Genomic DNA, 18,304 nt, shown 5'->3' with positions numbered 1-18,304 from the left:
TCGAAAATTAAGGGTTGAAATGTGAAGCGCTTACATATAGTATATAATTAATAGTTTGTTTAGTAAACAAATAAAAAGATTACCTCAGTAACATAAGGCAAATTACTGGAGGTGGAGGTGCATAATTGTATATTACATTTCTAATGGCAGAGCCATGGGAGCACGAAGAGTGAATGATTCATACAGGTAAATGAAAGGGGTTTCAATCACTGGCCGTTAAAAGTTGTTCATGATCAGCCAATACAGGGGGGATTTTAATGTCTGAGTCAATTGTCACGAACAAAAGCTATGGGTACAATTCAGCGAAAATATGGCAGATTGCATTATTCGCACTAAATAATACGGCAACAAATTTATATCTATTTACCCTGACGTTTGTATCTTATTATGCAACTGGAGTTGCTGGATTAACCGTCGTAGTTATCAGTACAATATTGACATTTATGCGCGTGTTTGATGGAATTACCGATCCGATTATTGGATTCATCATTGATAAGACGGAATCGAAATTTGGTAAGTTCAGACCTATTATGATAATAGGAAATATTATTATAGCAGGTTCTATCTTAACTATGTACAATGTGACTCATCAACTGCCTGAGGAATTTCAAATGATCTTTTTTATTGCTGCTTATGCGGTTTATATCATTGGTTATACGATGCAGACAGCTGTAACAAAAGCTGGACAGACCGTTTTAACGAACCACCCTAAGCAGCGTCCTCTTTTTTCCATTTTTGATTCAGTTTATAACATTGGCGTTTTCACCGGTGGACAGATTTTTGTGGCTTCCTATCTAATTGCCAAACACGGAGACTTCAACATGGCGCTCTTTACAGAATTGAATACAATCGTAATGATAGCCGCCGGTGTTTTTACTGTTTTGGCAACCATAGCAATTTGGAATAAAGACAGAAAAGAATACTTTGGGTTAGCTGATTTGACGGTGAATACTAGATTTCGTGATTACTTGCCAATTTTCAAGGCAAATAGACCGCTGCAAATGTTAGTGATCGCTGCATCAACAGATAAGGTTGCTTCCCTGGTTATGAGACAAGCACCGGTTATGGTTATGTTTTTCGGAATTATGCTTGGTGATTATGCACTGAGTGGTACCATTTCACTAATTACAATTGTGCCGGGGCTAATCATTACTTTTTTAGGAGTTATGTATGCAAGAAAAAGCGGCATGAAAAATACTCTGGTAAAAGCATCATGGCTAGGCGTGATTTCGTTTGGAATATTAATTCCCTTTTTCTTAATCATCGATCCTTCTATCATTTCACTTGAAAGTATGGGAGGAATAACAATCGTCTTCCTAATTTTGTTCAGCATCGGTACAGGGATTGGAACGTTGACGCCATCTATTGTTATTCCAATGATCGCAGACGTTTCTGATTATGAAACATTTAAGACGGGACGTTACGTACCTGGAATGATAGGAACCATATTCTCCTTTATTGATAAAATGGTCTCTTCTCTGGCACCAGCACTTGTCGGATTTCTCGTAGCCATAATTGGCTATAAAAATGAATTTCCACAATTGGGAGAGACGCTCACTACACCATTATTGATTATGACCTTAATCATAGCATTTGGTATTCCAATCTTAGGTTGGCTTATTTCAATTATAGCTATGAAATTCTATATTTTAGATAAAAAGAAAATGAACGAAATCCAAAGTGCTATAGCTGATGAAAAACAAAAGTCAGAAGAAGAGGAGGATGAGGATGAGGCTATGGTTTGGTGAGTCTTGAAAAGTTAATTGAATTAAGGTTATAGGACTTTTGAAAACTACTTAAGAGAAGGAGATGTAACGATGTTATACCCAATTACTACAAACACTAGAGGAATCGTAGACCTTAACGGGATTTGGGATTTCAAGCTTGATCACGGAGAGGGTTTTGAACAGGAATGGCAAAAACGTTCTTTGGAAGATACCTTGAACATGGCCGTTCCGACATCATATAACGATGTTGGAGTAACAAAGGAAATTCGCAACCACATTGGGTGGGTCTGGTATGAAAGAGAGTTCCATGTGCCGAATTATATGAATCAGGAAAGAATGGTTTTACGTTTTGGATCGGCCACCCATGTTGCAAAAGTATATCTTAATGGTGAGTTGTTGATGGAGCATAAAGGAGGCTTCACCCCTTTTGAAAAAGAAATTAATGATCACGTTCAAAATGGGACGAACCGATTGACGGTAGCTGTCAATAATATCGTTGACGAAACAACATTGCCTGTTGGCCATTATCACGAACATGAAGTGGACGGGTTAGGTACAGTAGTTGAAAACAGCCCGAATTTCGACTTTTTCAATTATGCGGGAATTCATCGTCCTGTTAAAATATATACCACCCCTAAATCTTACGTGAAGGATATTACTGTTGTCACGGATGTGAACGGGGAAAATGGAATCGTTAAATATGATGTCGAATCAGCAGGTGGACAGTCTGAAGTTAATATAAGTGTATTAGATGAAGAAAAAAGAGTTGTAGCCGAAGCTCAAGGTGCAAGCGGCGAGGTCGAAATCAAGGATGTTCATTTGTGGCAGCCATTGAACTCCTACCTTTATACACTGAGAGTTGAACTTCTGGAGAGCGAGAGCGTTGTCGATCAATATGATCAACCCTTTGGTGTTCGAACAGTAGAAGTCGCTGAAAATCAATTTTTGATTAATGGTGAACCGTTCTATTTCAAAGGATTTGGAAAGCATGAAGATTCGCACGTTCATGGTAGGGGAATGGACGAAGCGTTAAATGTGATGGATTTTCAATTGATGAAATGGATCGGTGCAAACTCTTTCCGTACCGCTCATTACCCATATTCTGAAGAGATTATGCGGTTGGCAGATCGCGAGGGACTCGTAATTATTGATGAAACACCAGCAGTAGGTGTGCACTTGAACTTTGGCGCAGCTCTCCTAGGCGACACTGAACCAAGAGACACTTGGAAGGAAATCGGAACATATGATCATCATGTAGATGTGATCAAAGAATTGATTACTCGTGATAAAAATCATCCTTCTGTCGTTCTGTGGAGCATCGCCAATGAGCCAGCTTCTGAAGAGGAAGGCGCTTACGAATATTTCAAACCATTAGTTGAATTAGCAAAAGAATTAGATCCACAAGATCGGCCGGTCACGATCGTTACTTACCTGAAGTCAACTCCTGATAAATGCAAGGTAGGAGATCTTGTAGATGTGCTGGCTCTAAATCGTTACTATGGATGGTATCTACAAGGCGGACAGCTCGATTTAGCAAAAGCGAAGTTGAAAGAAGAGTTTGAAGGATGGGAAGAACGATGTCCTGGAAAACCAATTATTATGACAGAGTATGGAGCAGATACGATTGCTGGTCTCCATGATGTTGATCCTGTTATGTTCACAGAAGAATATCAAGTTGAGTATTTAGATGCGAACCACGAAATTTTTGACCAGTTCGAGAATTTTGTTGGAGAGCATATTTGGAATTTTGCTGATTTCCAAACGAGTCAAGGGGTTATTCGTGTTCAGGGTAATAAGAAAGGAATTTTTACTCGTGAACGGAAACCGAAGTTGGCAGCCCATAAGATGCGTGAACGCTGGGCGAATATTCCTGATTTTAATTATAAAAAAATCAGGGAGAAAATTGGCCAAAACTGAATAAGGCATAAAATAATCCGAACGTATTAGTTCGGATTATTTTCGATAACCCCATCACTTTCTAACAACCTTTATACGCTCACTGATCACCTCATTAAGGCAATGCGCTAACCCTTTCACATCCTCTAATGACTGATCCACGCCAAACGAAATACGAATGAAGGTTTTCGCTTCCTCTTCAGCTAACCCCATCGATAGCAAAGTTCTCGGCGGGCCGCCGCTTCTTACTTGACATGCGCTTCCTGTTGAAAAAAAGTAGCCGCGGCGATTTCCTTCGAGCATCATGTGCTGACCGTCAATTTCGTGGATACAAAGGCCAAGCACAGGTACAAAGGAGTCAACTTCTGATCCGACAGCCTTTATACACATCCCTGACTCTTCTAATAAAGTAAGAAATTCTTTCTTTAAATTTTTTATGTGCGCTTGATGGCTTTCGAGCTTATTTAAACACATTTCAGCAGCTGTCGTGAAAGCGGCGATGCCTGGAGTGTTTAAAGTACCTTGACGAACGCCGTTCTCATGGGACACATTAGGAAGAAAAGGAGTAAAGGAGAGGGATGGGCTGATATATAATGCCCCCACGCCTTTAGGTCCGTAAATTTTATGACTTGAAATGGAAAAGCTGTCGACTAATGAAGTGACTTTATCCATTTCTACTTTTCCAAAAGATTGTACACAATCACTATGCAATAACGTACGTTTTTCTCGGCAGATTTCAGAAATGGATTCAAGCGGCTGGATCGTTCCAAGGTCGGCATTTACATGTTGAATCGAAACGAATGAGGTATCTTCCCGAATAACCTGATTCAACTCCTCTACATTTACCAACCCGTCTTTCGTCATCGGAATAATACTCAATTCATATCCTTCTTCTTCTGCCAGTTTAGCCGTTATGTTATGGATCGATGAATGTTCACCTGCAGAGACCACGATATGCTTACCTGTCCCGGCACGGGCAAGAGCATATAATGCCAGCAAGTTACTTTCGGTACCACCGCTCGTAAAAGTGATTCCCTCTGCTGCAACTTGCAGTAGTTCTGCCATTCTTTCACGGCAATGTTCTATTAATCTATCAGCTTTTGATCCTTCATCATGAACACTGCGAGTATTGGCAAAGAATTCCTTAGATGCTTTTATGTAGGCTTGGAGAGCTTCCTTGCCTATTGGACAAGTGGCTGCATAGTCGAAATATTTCATATGTGATAATCCCCCTTAACAAATCCCTTGTAATCCATTAAAATATATGTAAAGATATGTGTCAATACATATGTAAAAATAGAGGTGAGATGTTTTGCGGAAAGCAGATGTCATCATTGTAGGAAGCGGAATCGCTGCATTGCAGCTTGCCGTGCATATTTCCAGGCGCTTGCATGTGATTGTTCTCACAAAGTCAAAAATGCAGCAAAGTAATTCCTTCCTGGCTCAAGGGGGGATAGCGGCTGCAATGGGAGAGGACGATCATCCTGCTTCACATTTTCAGGATACGATTGATGCGGGTAGATATGTGAATGATCACGAGGCTGTCTGGAAACTTACTGCAGAAGCACCGGATATCATTCAAGAGTTAATCGGTTATAACTGTCAGTTTGATTATGACAGAGAAGGCGGCCTTCACTTGGGAAAAGAAGGAGCACACAGCCATGCCCGAATTATTCACGGGGGTGGTGATCAGACAGGGCGCAGGATTGTTGATGGGCTATTGGAAAAATTGGGATCAAATATTCAAATATATGAAGATGAATCGGTGTATGAACTTCTGATTCAGGAAGATGGATCTTGTAATGGGGTAAGAAGTAAATCAAAGGATGGAAACCTGCAGGATATCCTGGCACCTCATGTGGTGTTGGCAACAGGAGGATGTGGTCAGCTTTATTCATATACCTCAAATGCCCAGGAGGTAACGGGTGATGGAATTGCTTTAGCCTATTGGGCCGGGGCTCGAGTTAAGGATATGGAGTTTGTACAATTTCATCCTACGCTGCTATTTCATAATGGAAAAACACGTGGGCTGGTTTCGGAAGCTGTCCGCGGAGCGGGAGCGCGGCTGGTAGATGGATTCGGAAACTATCTAATGGAAGGTGTACACCCATTTCGTGATTTAGCTCCAAGACATGTAGTCGCTCAAGAGATTTTCAACTCGATCCAGAATGGCTTTGCAGTATATTTAGATGTTACTTCGATGGCTGACTTTGAACAAAGGTTTCCAACGGCAGCCAAATTATGTGCTCAATATGGTGTACAAGGGAAAATACCAGTTGCGCCGGGATGTCACTTTCTTATGGGCGGTGTAGCAACTGACCATGTCGGCAGGACGAATATTACTGGTCTTTATGCGATTGGGGAAGTGGCCTGCACGGGAATTCATGGAGCAAATCGACTGGCCAGCAATTCTTTACTGGAGGGGTTAGTGTATGGGCGCAGGTTAGCACAGCATTTGTCGGCACAGGATCCGTTATGGTTTTTTCCGAAAAAACCATCAGACTGTGTTCATCAAAATCCTCCATGCTTGACACTGCCTGTGAAGGAAGAGATTCAAAGAACGATGATGGACCGGGTGGGAATTGTTCGCAACGACAAATCTCTCAGGGAGCAGCTCAGTTGGATAGAATCGTTTGAGCTTAATAAGTGGATGACAGCGGATTTCAGTCAACTTACCAAAGTTCAATGGGAGATTATCGCCATGCTGCAAACTTGCTGGCTGATTACGACCGCTGCTTTAGAACGCACAGAGAGTCGTGGGGGACACTACAGAATTGATTTTCCAAATGAGAATAAGGGATGGGAGAATCAACATCTAACAAAGAAATTAGAAAAGAGGACAGTTCATGAATCAGTTCAAGCTTAAACAGGACTTAGAGCATTTTTTCATAGAAGACATAGGAGATCACGATGTGACGAGTGATTTTTTATTTGAAGAAAGTCATGAGGGAACGGTTGCTTTTGAAGCCAAACAGGCAGGTGTAATGTGTGGAACCTCTATTCTTATAACCGGCTACCGATTACTGGACCCGACGGTTAAAGTAAATCTACTAAAAACAGATGGAGACCTTATCACGGAAGGGGATACGGTCGCTGTGGCTCAAGGGAAATGGGCAAGTCTATTAAAAGGGGAGCGCGTTATTTTAAACCTGATCCAGCGAATGAGCGGAACTGCAACATTGACACGGAAAGCCGTAACTCGACTCAATAGTAGTCATACGAGGATCTGTGATACACGAAAGACAACTCCCGGGCTACGCATGTTCGAGAAATATGCTGTGAGGACTGGCGGAGGCTTTAATCATAGAAACGGTTTATACGATGCGGTGATGATCAAAGACAATCATATTAGTTTTGCGGGTTCAATTACGAGCGCAGTGGAAAGAATTCGTCAAAGGACGGGTCATATGATTAAAATTGAAATTGAAACGGAAACCGAGGCCCAAGTACTTGAAGCTGTTGAGGCAGGTGCGGATTGTATTATGTTTGATAACCGAAGTGTGGAAGATATTCATAGATTTGTAGAGCTTGTTCCTGCACATATTACCACAGAGGCTTCTGGAGGAATTGTGATACAGGACCTTTCCAAATATAGCGACTGTGGGGTTGATTATATTTCGTTAGGGTGTTTAACACACTCTGTTTCTGCACTGGATATAAGCGCTAATGTGGAACCATATAACGTGGAGGGTTAAAATATGAATATTTTTGAGACATTGGAAAGTTCATCACCAACAATACCAGAAATATACTTACAATTAGACAACCAAGAGCTGTGTGAACGCGTTCAACTGGTAAAAGAGCAAATGGGGACGCGCCTATTTTTACCAGGGCATCATTATCAGAAGGATGAAGTACTGCAATTTGCAGATGCCCGTGGTGACTCCTTGAAACTAGCTCAAATTTCGGCCTCCCAGCACGAAGCGGAAGCCATCGTGTTTTGCGGCGTTCATTTTATGGCGGAAACAGCTGATATTTTAACAAGAGATGACCAGAAGGTGTACCTGCCAGATATGCGTGCTGGCTGTACGATGGCTGATATGGCGAATTTCACTCAAACCGAGAAGGCCTGGGAACAGCTTATGAAAGATTTCGGTGACACAATTCTTCCATTAACTTATGTTAACTCAACGGCAGCGATTAAAGCATTTGTTGGAAAGCATGGCGGTGCCACAGTTACTTCATCGAATGCTAAGCAAATGATTCAATGGGCGTTCACCCAAAAGCAGCGGATTATGTTTTTGCCAGATCAGCACCTTGGTCGTAACACCGCTTACGACCTTGGCATCTCTCTTGATGATATGGCTGTTTGGGATCCGATAAAAGAAGAGCTCGTTTATGAAGGTTCTATCGATGATGTTAAAGTGATCTTATGGAAGGGCCATTGCTCTGTTCATGAAAATTTCACGGTTGCTAACGTACATCAAGTTCGAGATCAGTATCCTAATATGAACGTTATCGTTCATCCAGAGTGTCGTCGGGAAGTCGTTGCTTTATCTGATGAGGCTGGTTCTACGAATCATATCATCAAAACGATTGAGCAATCTCCCCCAGGCAGTTCGTGGGCAATCGGAACAGAAATGAATCTTGTTAATCGAATTATTAAGGAGCATCCAGATCAGCACATCATTTCCTTAAATCCTAACATGTGCCCGTGTTTAACGATGAATCGAATTGACTTGCCTCATTTGGCGTGGTCGCTTGAATCTATCGCACAAGGAAAGCCAACTAATGTAATAGAAGTAGATAAGGAGATCGCGGTGGATGCCGAAACGGCACTCTATCGCATGCTTAAAAGGGTGTGAAATTCAGGCCGGGTAGCGAATTCGGCCTTTAATATGATCATTTTAAGCGGTGGATTTTTGTCTGCTTGAGTCTGATGCTGAAGTCTGATCAATGGCCCACATTGTACTGCCGTTGATCAGGAGATAAACAGACATGGCCAAAAGGGCGAGGTCAAATTCAAATCCAGCAGCTTGTTCGGTGCCAATAAGTCCATTTCTCAACTTCACTTTCAAAATAGCTCCTGCCATAATTATGGCAAGTAGTGTGGATACAGTTCGTGTTGCTAACCCAAGGATTAAGGCAGCTCCTCCAATGAATTCTGTGAATGCGACTACGTAGGCCAAGAAACCTGGTAATCCTAAATCAACGAACATGTCCACTGTGTTCTCAATACCACTTTGAAATTTTAAAAATCCGTGAAAAAAGAAAATAACACCCAGAGTCAGTCTAAGAATTAGTCCACCAATTTCACGTTTCATTGCTCAGATTACCTCCTGATTAATTAGTTTGATTACTCTAATGTACACTTTTACATACCGATACATGCCCTCCTTTTCATTTTATGAATAAAATAATTACTTAAGATTTTTCTAATAAATTTTGACGGTATTCCATTCATATTGAACTGATAATGAAACAAATATAGAAAGTGGTGCTGTGTTTGACAACCCCACTTTCTATATTTATAGCATAAATTATTTGAGAGTATTTATCTTTTTCCCAATATCTTTGTAAATCGATTCAAAAATACGATCCGTTTCAGAAGCATCTACGGCGACTTGGTAAAGAGAGTCAAGTTCGTCATTGTGCTGCTTTGCTTCCTTCAAGAAGCGAACTCCTTCTTTCATATACGATTTATAGCCGCGTGTCAGATTGCTAATTTCATCTGCATATTTTTCATCGGTGCCTGGAGTGACGGCTTCATCATAGACATCAACAATTATGTCGCCCTCACGTTCTGGGAAATATTCATGTGGATCGGTACTATCAAAAACACAAAATCCTAATTCTCGAACAATCACCATATCTAAACTTCCAGGGTCAAATCCACAGTGGTAAATTTCTACGTCATAACCAAGGTTTTCGCCGGCAGCAGCTACCTTTTTAAGAATAGTAGATTTACCTGTGCCTGCACGGCCTTTAATGAAATAACGCGTATTTAGATCTTCAGTTAAGTTTGGAATATAATCCGTTACCCCTTTTGGAGTGGAAGCGCCAAAGAAGCGTCGCTTCACTACAGGAGTGGTATCAGAAGTACTTTTAGTGGTAAAAAGATGGGAGATTAAGTCATTAGTTAATTGGTCTGCTTTTGCAAAATTCATTTCCTCAATGTAGATTTCTTCTAACTCGTCATGTATATCAAGCCCTTTTCTAAATGAATGAAGGGCTTCAAGACGAGATTTCTTCAATTTATTCTTTAATAAGAAAATTTGAGCTTTCTGGTCCTGTAATTGATCAAAGTTAATGGCAGCATTCATATTGATGTACTCGAGGTGGTCTAAATCGAAGTCCATCAAAGGGGATTCTCCACCATAAATACCGATTTTTAATTGAGGAAATATAATCCCGTCCAATCCTTGGTTGTCAGTCGAATCGTGAATGATTTCTATATTGAGATTCTTATCTTCCCATTTCTTCAACAATTTTTTCATCACGTCAACTTTTCCTGTATAAGGTAACCCCTGCAGCATAAAAATTTGATCTAGTCCTTGGAAATTAAAATCATAGAGAGTGTAAAACCCTTTAGCCGTATAATCACCGGCAAAATAATGCAAAACCTTTCCAGCCATCCTAACACTCCTTCGCAACCATTTTTCTATCCGTATCTCTCTTTATAATGTAAGGTATGCATTCATTTTATATAGGTGAATAACCCGATGACGGTTTCAAGTTACAATAGTAGGAAAATTGTAGAATAAACAGTTTCTTTGTTGAGGGGGCGGACAAATCTGGTACACTAAGGGAAATATATCGGTATGGAGGATGAGACATGTCTGGAAGAAATAAAGACTATCGTTTTACCATAGCAAATCGCGAAGCTTTAATTGGTATTACGCTAGCTGTGATTAATTTTGTATGGTGGTATGGTTTTGCTTACGGATTAGGCAGCAAACCTCCAGAAAACTATCATTTTGTATTGGGGCTGCCAGCATGGTTTTTTTATAGTTGTGTAGTTGGATTCATACTTATCGTTGCTCTCGTGGTTGTGGTGGTAAATTTCTTTTTCGTGGACGTCCCATTTGAAGAAGAGGAAGGCAGAGGAAATGGATCATGAACGCAGCTGTAATTGTGCCATTAATTATTTTCTTAGTACTTATTTTCCTAGTTGGGTTCATAGCTAGTGGGTCCTTAAGAAAGTCCAATAATGACTTTTTAGAAGAATACTTTTTAGGGGGACGTGAGCTGGGCGGATTCATTTTGGCTATGACGATGACAGCTACATATGGGAGTGCAAGTAGTTTTATAGGAGGACCTGGGGTAGCATATACAGAAGGATTAGGCTGGGTTTTGCTTGCTATGTCGCAAGTAGTTACTGGTTACTTTGTCCTGATGATTTTAGGGAAAAAATTCGCTATCATGTCCCGAAAGTATAATGCAGTAACCTTAACCGATTATTTAAAGGGGCGTTATCAAAGCAAATGGGTCGTACTGACCGCGGCAGTCAGTATCATTATTTTTCTATTTTCGGCGATGGCTGCTCAATGGGTAGGCGGTGCTCGATTAATCGAATCATTAACAGGGTTGCCGTACCATACAGCATTATTCATATTCGCTTTGTCCGTACTCGTTTATGTGGTGATCGGCGGTTTTAGGGCGGTGGCCTTAACGGATGCGGTTCAAGGTGTTGTGATGTTTGGAGGAACACTGATTCTTCTCGTAGCAACGATTATTGCGGGGGGAGGCATTCCGGCTATTATACAAGAATTAGCTGCCGAGAATCCGAATTTAATTACACCGTTTGGAGCAGAAGGCAGCTTGACCCCCACTTATGTTTCTTCTTTCTGGATTCTTGTAGGTGTAGCTGTAGTCGGGCTGCCTCAAGTTACCGTAAGGGCGATGTCTTATAAAAGTTCGCAAGCTATGCATCGTGCCTTAATTATTGGAACTGTTGTCGTTGGATTTATCATGTTGAATATGCATTTAATCGGAGTATTTGCCAGACCAATTCTGCCGGGGATAGAAGTTGGAGATAAAGTAATGCCGTTGATTGCTTTAGAAGTGTTACCTGCATGGCTTGCGGGTGTAGTCTTAGCTGCACCAATGGCTGCTATTATGTCAACAGTTGATTCCTTGCTGCTTTTGGTTAGTTCCTCTGTCATTAAGGATGTTTATGTTAATTACATCAAGCCTGATGCCTCTCCTCAACGAGTAAAAACATTAAGCTTCGGTGTGACATCGCTGCTTGGAGTTCTCGTGTTCTTAATGGCTCTCAATCCGCCAGATCTTCTGATATGGCTTAATTTGTTTGCCTTTGGCGGGTTAGAAGCAACGTTTATTTGGCCGGTTGTGATGGGATTATATTGGAAAAAGGGAAATAAATATGGTGCACTGTCCTCGATGGTCGTTGGAGTTATCACGTACATTGTGATCCAGCAATTCTTTCCAACCCCTTTTGGGATGCACAGTGTCGTTTTACCGATTATCTTATCGTTTGTCGCCTATGTAGTCGTCAGTTTGGCAACACAAAGCATGACCTTAAAAGAATATGCAGCCCAACAGAAAATCGAAGGAAACCTATAAAATCCAAAAACTACCACCTCAGGTCATCCATTTTATGGATGACCTGAGGTGGTAGTTATATCCATTCCTTTATTATGCTAATTTGTCAGTTTGGTAATATGCTAAAATTTACCAAATAACTATTGACAGATAATTTAGAAAGCGTTTACAATTTAAATAGCTAATAGTTAGTAGTTGATTCTCACGTTGAATTAGGTGAAGTGAATGACACAGAAGATTCCGATTGGAAAGTTAGCGATGCTGGTTGTTTCTTTAACACCGGCAGAGTTAGAGCCATTTACTTCACAACTGAAAGATGTGGAGTATTGTCAAGGCAGAGCAGGGTCGATGAATATGCAAAAGGTGATCGCGGCTGTGGAAACAGCTGCGAAACGCAGTCAGATTATTTCCGATGAATTATACAGAGAGACTCACGCCTTGTATCACGCAATTTTAGAAGCTCTTGAAGGGGTTATGCGCGGTCAAATTGGTGCGGGAGATATGATGCGGACGGTAGGATTGCGTTTTGCAATTGTGCGAGGCTCTCCGTATGAGCAATTGGATGAAGGAGAATGGCTGGCGGTCGCTTTTTACGGAACAATTGGTGCGCCAGTAAAAGGTCTCGAGCATGAAACGTTCGGACTAGGGATAAATCATATAGGGTAACAGCTGCCTATAGTCATGAGTAATGAGGAGGCGGCAATGGTATTTCGTATGCCATTGTCGTCTCTTTTTTTATTATGGAGAGGAGTAAATTACTATGATTCAATTAAATGGTTCAGATTTAACAATACAGCAAATGAAGGGCATGATATACGACGATGAGTTCGTAGCCATTAATCCGGATAGCATGGAGAAAGTACGTAAAAGCAGAGAGGCTGTAGAAAAAATTGTTGAAAGCGGCGACACTGTTTATGGAATTAACACGGGCTTTGGGAAGTTTAGTGATGTTCGTATAAAGGATAAAGATGTTGATGACCTGCAGCTGCATTTGATTCGTTCACACGCCTGTGGGGTGGGAGAAGCTTTCCCAAATGTGGTGAGTAAAGCAATGATTGTGTTAAGGCTGAATGCTTTACTGAAAGGATTCTCTGGTGTTCGTCCTTGTGTGGTGGAACGTCTCCGTGACCTTGCAAACGAAAATATATTGCCGGTCATTCCTAGTCAGGGGTCTCTGGGTGCTTCAGGGGACCTTGCCCCTTTGTCACATCTTGCGCTGGTGCTCGTTGGAGAGGGAGAAGTTCATTATCGTGGTAAAGTAAAGACAACGAAAGAAGTTTATGATGAATTGGGATATAAACCTTTGACCCTAAAAGCAAAAGAGGGGCTTGCCCTTATTAACGGCACACAAGCTATGACGGCGATGGGAGTGATCAATTATCTTGCAGCCGAGCGATTGGTCGACCAAAGTGACTGGATTGCAGCCATGACGTTAGAATCTCTTGAAGGGATTATGGATGCTTTTCATCCGGCCATTCATGAAGCCCGTGGGTATCCTGAACAAATGGAAGTGGCTGAAAGGATACGTACCATTACCAGTGACAGTCAACTCACTACACGTCAAGGCGATAAGCGTGTACAAGATGCCTATTCACTGCGCTGCATTCCTCAGGTGCATGGGGCTTCAAGACAAAGCCTTGCTTATGTGAAAGAAAAACTGGAAATTGAAATGAATGCAGCAACTGATAACCCGCTCATTTTTGATAATGGGAAAACAATTGTTTCTGGAGGTAATTTTCACGGACAGCCGATTGCTCTTGCGATGGATTTCTTGAAAATTGCTGTAGCTGAGATCGCCAATATTTCTGAACGTCGTGTAGAGCGACTCGTTAATCCGCAGCTCAATGATCTGCCTGGTTTCTTAAGTCCGGACCCTGGTCTTCAATCCGGAGCCATGATTATGCAGTATGTTGCTGCATCGCTAGTCTCGGAAAATAAAACATTGGCTCATCCGGCCAGTGTAGACTCAATTCCGTCTTCTGCGAATCAGGAAGACCATGTTAGCATGGGCACGATTGGAGCAAGGCACGCGCATCAAATCATTATCAATGCACAAAAAGTGGCTGCCATTGAAATGATTTGTGCGATGCAAGCACTTGAATATAAGGGAACCTCTTTAGCTTCTGCTTCTATTCAAAACCTGTTTGTCAAAGGGAGAAAAGTGGTACCGACTATAACTGAAGATCGGGCGTTTTCCAAAGACATAGAAGCTCTTGCGAAATGGCTGAGCCGCGATCAATATGATTGGTTGGTTGAACAAACGACGATAACCAGCTCATAATGAATCGAGATGCTGAAAAGGGGGAATTAGATGTTCACAAATGCAGTAATTATAAGTGTTATCGTTATGGTAGTTTTAAGTTTAGTACGGATTAACGTGATTTTTGCCATCTTAATCGCAGCTATAACAGCAGGACTGGTCTCAGGAATGAGTGTATCAGAGTCTGTTGATGTAGTAGTTTCAGGTATGGGCAATCAAGCGAATACGGCACTCAGTTACATTTTACTTGGGATATTCGCTGTGATGATCGGGCTGTCAGGGATCACGAGCATTCTTGTTAACAAGATGCTCAAGGTGATCGGGCACAGAAAGCTTGTGCTCGTCTTTACGATAGCGGGACTGGCTTGTCTCTCTCAGAACGTCATTCCCGTCCATATCGCTTTTATCCCGATCTTAATTCCACCCTTGCTCTCTTTATTTGACCGGATTAAATTGGACAGACGAGCAGTGGCCACCGCATTGACATTTGGTTTGAAAGCTCCTTATATTATGATTCCTGCGGGTTTCGGCTTGATCTTTCAGGGGATCATTCAGGATGAAATGGCCGCAAATGGAATGGACATTGCTTTAAACCATGTGACATTGGCGATGCTGCTTCCGGGGGCAGGCATGATTGTTGGCCTATTAATTGCCTTACTTATTACATATCGAAAGGATCGAGTCAGTCAAGGCGATAAGGGTGATCCGAAGATTGCTGATGATGAGAATATTCCAGAAGATGTGTTTCATCGAAAAGAGGTTACGTGGAGCATCCAGCATTGGATGACAGTTCTGGCTATTCTAGCAGCTTTGGGACTCCAGCTTTATACGGATTCCCTTGTTATTGGAGCCCTTGCAGGAATTATCGTTATGTTTGCAACCAGGGTAGTTAAATTTTTTCAAGGCGAGCAAGTGGTACAGGACGGAATTGGGATGATGGGAATGATTGCCTTTGTCATGCTGATCGCATCAGGGTATGCCACTATTTTAAAAGAAACAGGTGCGGTACAGTCACTTGTTGATCAAACGGAAGGACTCCTGGATGGGTCACATTTGCTAATTGCGACCGTTATGCTTCTTGTAGGGTTATTAATTACAATGGGCATTGGTTCCTCATTTGGTACGGTGCCAGTCATCGCTGCCTTATATGTACCTATTTGTATAGCAGCAGGTTTCTCACCGATGGCCACGGCTGCTTTAATCGGCACAGCTGGAGCGTTAGGTGATGCCGGGTCCCCTGCTTCGGACAGTACACTTGGACCAACATCAGGTTTGAATGCGGACGGCAAGCACCATCATATCTGGGAGACGTGTGTACCAACATTTCTGCATTACAATATTCCACTATTCATTTTTGGAATCATTGCAGCAGTAATATTTTAATAATCTAAGCAAAAAACAACCATTAAGGACACTATAAGCTTGTAGAGAAACTCTATGTCTTTCTCTACAAGCTTTTTGTGCGCGTATACGAGGAAAGTTCAAGACCCGAACACTGATAAGAGATTTGTCGATTTTTATGTTAGAATAGTGGAGTTCGTGGAAGAAAGGATGAGGTTAGGATGACGCAGCGTTCACCACAATTAAAGCTATTCATTGAATATTGTTATATCATTATTGGATCTGCTTTCGTTGGCTTATCGTATAATATGTTCCTGCTGCCAGCGAAGCTTGCGTCAGGCGGCGTATCTGGTATCAGTACTATCTTATATGAATTGTACAAGTTTAATCCCGCGTACGTTCAATGGGCCATCAACATTCCATTGTTTATTTTGGGAATTATTCTGCTTGGAAAGGATTTCAGCTTAAAGACATTAGTGGGAACATTATTTGTACCCTTTATCATATGGCTTAGTGCCGACATTCCTTTCAAGATTGACAATCCTCTGCTGGCCGCAATTTATGGGGGGATTCTGTTAGGTGTTGGGCTGGGAACGGTTTATCGAGGAAAAGGCTCAACCGGCGGAACCGCCATGATTGCTCAGGCTTTGAAAAAGTACACCGGGTTTTCGAGTGGATTTTCCCAATTAATTGTGGATGGTTTCGTTGTGATCACTTCCGCTATTGTCTTTAATCTGGAGCTCGCCCTTTTCGCAATGATGTCGATTTATGTAACGAGTAAAGTGATTGATTTTGTTCAATTGCAAACATCACCTTCGAAACTTGTTCTCATTATATCTGAAAAAGAAGATTTAATTCAGTCGATTATTAAAAATGAAATCGATCGCGGATTAACGAAAATAAGGACGGTTGGAGGTCATTCCAATACAGAAAAAACGATGATTTTGTGTGTAGTTGAGCAGGAGGAAGCTATCTATTTGAAGAAAACTCTTCAAGAGAAAGAACCTACTTCGTTCATTGTTTTCCTCAATGCTTCGGAAATTCTCGGCCGTGGTTTCTCGCTATCAAAGCTTTATGAAACTGGAAAATAACCTTTCCCCTGATAGATGATTATCTATCAGGGGTTTTTCAATTCTGTTTCAGTTTCGTTACGTCGCTCAATTGTAGAAGGTTGGGAACGAATAGCTATCTCACTAGCAGCGTTTTAAAAGTGAGGTTTTTGTTATGAGACGAGTTTCAACCATTGATTTTGTGAAATTCATCGCTATGTTTTTTATCGTTTATATTCATTCCCATTCATTTAAGGAAGTAGATTTTCTCGGGATCAATGGAGAGCGAATTGACTTCTTTATCGATACGTTTGCCCGTTTTGGAGTACCTTTTTTCTTTATGGTCGCAGGGTACTTAGTGGTAAACCAGGTGGAGCGAAAGGGCGGACAGTATTTCCCTAAATATATATCAACTTTAATAAATTTGTATGCCGCGTGGTTCTTGTTTTTCTTTATGTACGATTTAGTTATGCTGATTCTTGAAAAAGGATTTACGAGTGAACCAATTATTGAATATATCAGCACCTTTTTAACGTTAGATATTTTTTATTATGGTGCAGGACACACGCAATACCATCTCTGGTATTTACCGGCGGCGATTTGGGCCATGGTTATTTTTGCTCTGTTTTACTATTTTGATAAAATTAAATGGTTACTGGTGCTTAGTTTCCTATTATATGTCATTGGTCTGTTTGATCAATCTTACTCAGGGATCTATAATCTTAGCTTCGAATCTCGTGATGGAACATTCTTTGGAATTTTTTACGTAACACTTGGTGGTACCATTGCTAAGTATCAACCCCAATTTATTAAGCTTTCTCATCAATGGAAGGCATGGGTGTGGGGATTGGTGTTCATCGGCTTCTCCGTTTTACAGTTCCTTGAGAGACATATAACAGCACATGAGCTCGGTGGAAGCGGCGGAAATTACTTCATTTCAACCATATTCGTTTCGCTTTCGCTATTCATGTTCATCCTGAGACTGCCGCATGTAGGGAAAGAGTCAACCATTAATAAAGTTGGCAAGAACACAGTAGGAATTTACGTGATTCACACCGCGGTTATGGATGTAACAAACCGGCTGGTTGATTATGCCGGCATTAGTGTGATCAGGGAAAGTTTGCTTTGGGGGCTGCTTTTTACTCCTTATTTGTTTTTAGTATCTTATTTACTGTATATCAGCATTCAACGCCTAAAACCAAAATATATATAAAGCGAAGCCAGGCGGTCCTCCTGCTGCAGACTATTAATAGTTCTACGGCAGGGGGATTTTTTTAAAAACCGTTTAAACAGCAGGGTTTATCAGGATTCTGAAAATTCATGTTGCCATATCGGACAACCCGTGATATGATTTGTTTAATGAATTTGTGCAAACGTATTCACTAAAAGTATTTGATCTTATTAATGTTCTACTAATACTTTCCAATCTACATATGGAAACGCTTTACAGTTATAAGTGCAAACGTGTGCGCTTTGAAGCGAATTGAAACAACTTTTTTTTAAGTGGATATGGAAGCGCATTCATT

At 41.3% G+C, this 18,304-nt stretch carries 15 protein-coding genes; 12 read left to right on the top strand and 3 right to left on the bottom strand.

Annotated features, from left to right (window positions below):
* The first annotated feature begins 257 nt into the window (after positions 1-257).
* Both G6R08_RS05065 and uidA read left to right on the top strand, forming a co-directional pair.
* Positions 258-1,748 carry an MFS transporter gene (locus G6R08_RS05065; protein ID WP_163526979.1) on the top strand — a complete coding sequence of 497 codons (1,491 nt, stop codon included), beginning with the start codon at positions 258-260 and terminating at the stop codon, positions 1,746-1,748.
* A 69-nt stretch (positions 1,749-1,817) separates the two neighbouring features.
* The gene (uidA, locus tag G6R08_RS05060) at positions 1,818-3,644 is read left to right on the top strand and encodes a beta-glucuronidase (protein WP_163526978.1); all 1,827 of its coding nucleotides are present in this window, start codon (positions 1,818-1,820) and stop codon (positions 3,642-3,644) included.
* A 54-nt stretch (positions 3,645-3,698) separates the two neighbouring features.
* On the opposite strand, the gene G6R08_RS05055 is transcribed toward uidA, so the two are convergent.
* On the bottom strand, positions 3,699-4,841 hold the full coding sequence (locus tag G6R08_RS05055) for an IscS subfamily cysteine desulfurase (RefSeq protein WP_163526977.1): 1,143 nt from the start codon (positions 4,839-4,841) through the stop codon (positions 3,699-3,701).
* A 94-nt stretch (positions 4,842-4,935) separates the two neighbouring features.
* Between G6R08_RS05055 and nadB the strand changes: the two genes are divergently transcribed.
* The 3 genes from nadB to nadA are packed head-to-tail and all read left to right on the top strand — an operon-like array spanning position 4,936 to position 8,428.
* Entirely contained in the window at positions 4,936-6,489 is a 1,554-nt protein-coding gene (gene nadB, locus G6R08_RS05050; RefSeq protein ID WP_163526976.1) for an L-aspartate oxidase, read from the top strand.
* Positions 6,470-7,318 carry a carboxylating nicotinate-nucleotide diphosphorylase gene (gene nadC, locus G6R08_RS05045; protein WP_163526975.1) on the top strand — a complete coding sequence of 283 codons (849 nt, stop codon included), beginning with the start codon at positions 6,470-6,472 and terminating at the stop codon, positions 7,316-7,318. The genes nadB and nadC overlap by 20 nt, the downstream gene beginning before the upstream one ends.
* Positions 7,319-7,321: 3 nt before the next feature.
* Positions 7,322-8,428 carry a quinolinate synthase NadA gene (gene nadA / locus G6R08_RS05040; protein WP_163526974.1) on the top strand — a complete coding sequence of 369 codons (1,107 nt, stop codon included), beginning with the start codon at positions 7,322-7,324 and terminating at the stop codon, positions 8,426-8,428.
* Between the two features lie 42 nt (positions 8,429-8,470).
* Here nadA and G6R08_RS05035 read toward each other — a convergent pair whose 3' ends face one another.
* Entirely contained in the window at positions 8,471-8,887 is a 417-nt protein-coding gene (locus tag G6R08_RS05035) for a DoxX family protein (RefSeq protein WP_163526973.1), read from the bottom strand.
* 216 nt (positions 8,888-9,103) lie between these two features.
* Entirely contained in the window at positions 9,104-10,198 is a 1,095-nt protein-coding gene (locus G6R08_RS05030; RefSeq protein ID WP_163526972.1) for a PRK06851 family protein, read from the bottom strand.
* Positions 10,199-10,398: 200 nt separating this feature from the next.
* Here G6R08_RS05030 and G6R08_RS05025 point away from each other — a divergent pair, with 200 nt between their 5' ends.
* From G6R08_RS05025 to G6R08_RS04995, 7 genes are all read left to right on the top strand, one after another.
* Positions 10,399-10,683 (top strand): YhdT family protein, encoded by a 285-nt coding sequence (locus G6R08_RS05025; RefSeq protein WP_163526971.1) that lies wholly within the window; start codon positions 10,399-10,401, stop codon positions 10,681-10,683.
* On the top strand, positions 10,680-12,149 hold the full coding sequence (gene panF, locus G6R08_RS05020) for a sodium/pantothenate symporter (protein ID WP_163526970.1): 1,470 nt from the start codon (positions 10,680-10,682) through the stop codon (positions 12,147-12,149). The genes G6R08_RS05025 and panF overlap by 4 nt, the downstream gene beginning before the upstream one ends.
* A gap of 204 nt (positions 12,150-12,353) precedes the next feature.
* Positions 12,354-12,794 (top strand): hut operon transcriptional regulator HutP, encoded by a 441-nt coding sequence (gene hutP, locus G6R08_RS05015; protein ID WP_163526969.1) that lies wholly within the window; start codon positions 12,354-12,356, stop codon positions 12,792-12,794.
* 94 nt (positions 12,795-12,888) lie between these two features.
* Complete coding sequence (gene hutH, locus G6R08_RS05010) at positions 12,889-14,409, top strand: histidine ammonia-lyase (RefSeq protein ID WP_163526968.1); 1,521 nt, start codon at positions 12,889-12,891, stop codon at positions 14,407-14,409.
* A 30-nt stretch (positions 14,410-14,439) separates the two neighbouring features.
* Complete coding sequence (locus tag G6R08_RS05005; protein WP_163526967.1) at positions 14,440-15,771, top strand: Na+/H+ antiporter family protein; 1,332 nt, start codon at positions 14,440-14,442, stop codon at positions 15,769-15,771.
* Between the two features lie 179 nt (positions 15,772-15,950).
* On the top strand, positions 15,951-16,820 hold the full coding sequence (locus G6R08_RS05000; protein WP_163526966.1) for a YitT family protein: 870 nt from the start codon (positions 15,951-15,953) through the stop codon (positions 16,818-16,820).
* Between the two features lie 133 nt (positions 16,821-16,953).
* On the top strand, positions 16,954-17,991 hold the full coding sequence (locus G6R08_RS04995) for an acyltransferase (RefSeq protein ID WP_163526965.1): 1,038 nt from the start codon (positions 16,954-16,956) through the stop codon (positions 17,989-17,991).
* The last annotated feature ends 313 nt before the right edge of the window (positions 17,992-18,304 follow it).

This window comes from Halobacillus ihumii (assembly GCF_902726645.1).
GTDB classification, from domain to species: Bacteria; Bacillota; Bacilli; order Bacillales; family Halobacillaceae; genus Halobacillus_A; species Halobacillus_A ihumii.
The sequence above is the reverse complement of the archived record's forward strand: the minus strand, read 5'-3'. Positions and strand labels throughout refer to the sequence as shown.

Excerpts from the sequence above, each read along its gene's own strand:
- G6R08_RS05025 (WP_163526971.1), top strand. The coding sequence starts at position 10,399 with ATGTCTGGAAGAAATAAAGACTATCGTTTTACCATAGCAAATCGCGAA.
- nadA (WP_163526974.1), top strand. The coding sequence starts at position 7,322 with ATGAATATTTTTGAGACATTGGAAAGTTCATCACCAACAATACCAGAA.
- G6R08_RS05005 (WP_163526967.1), top strand. The coding sequence starts at position 14,440 with ATGTTCACAAATGCAGTAATTATAAGTGTTATCGTTATGGTAGTTTTA.
- hutP (WP_163526969.1), top strand. The coding sequence starts at position 12,354 with ATGACACAGAAGATTCCGATTGGAAAGTTAGCGATGCTGGTTGTTTCT.
- G6R08_RS05035 (WP_163526973.1), bottom strand. The coding sequence starts at position 8,887 with ATGAAACGTGAAATTGGTGGACTAATTCTTAGACTGACTCTGGGTGTT.
- nadC (WP_163526975.1), top strand. The coding sequence starts at position 6,470 with ATGAATCAGTTCAAGCTTAAACAGGACTTAGAGCATTTTTTCATAGAA.
- hutH (WP_163526968.1), top strand. The coding sequence starts at position 12,889 with ATGATTCAATTAAATGGTTCAGATTTAACAATACAGCAAATGAAGGGC.
- G6R08_RS04995 (WP_163526965.1), top strand. The coding sequence starts at position 16,954 with ATGAGACGAGTTTCAACCATTGATTTTGTGAAATTCATCGCTATGTTT.
- G6R08_RS05055 (WP_163526977.1), bottom strand. The coding sequence starts at position 4,841 with ATGAAATATTTCGACTATGCAGCCACTTGTCCAATAGGCAAGGAAGCT.
- uidA (WP_163526978.1), top strand. The coding sequence starts at position 1,818 with ATGTTATACCCAATTACTACAAACACTAGAGGAATCGTAGACCTTAAC.
- G6R08_RS05000 (WP_163526966.1), top strand. The coding sequence starts at position 15,951 with ATGACGCAGCGTTCACCACAATTAAAGCTATTCATTGAATATTGTTAT.
- G6R08_RS05065 (WP_163526979.1), top strand. The coding sequence starts at position 258 with ATGTCTGAGTCAATTGTCACGAACAAAAGCTATGGGTACAATTCAGCG.
- G6R08_RS05030 (WP_163526972.1), bottom strand. The coding sequence starts at position 10,198 with ATGGCTGGAAAGGTTTTGCATTATTTTGCCGGTGATTATACGGCTAAA.
- panF (WP_163526970.1), top strand. The coding sequence starts at position 10,680 with ATGAACGCAGCTGTAATTGTGCCATTAATTATTTTCTTAGTACTTATT.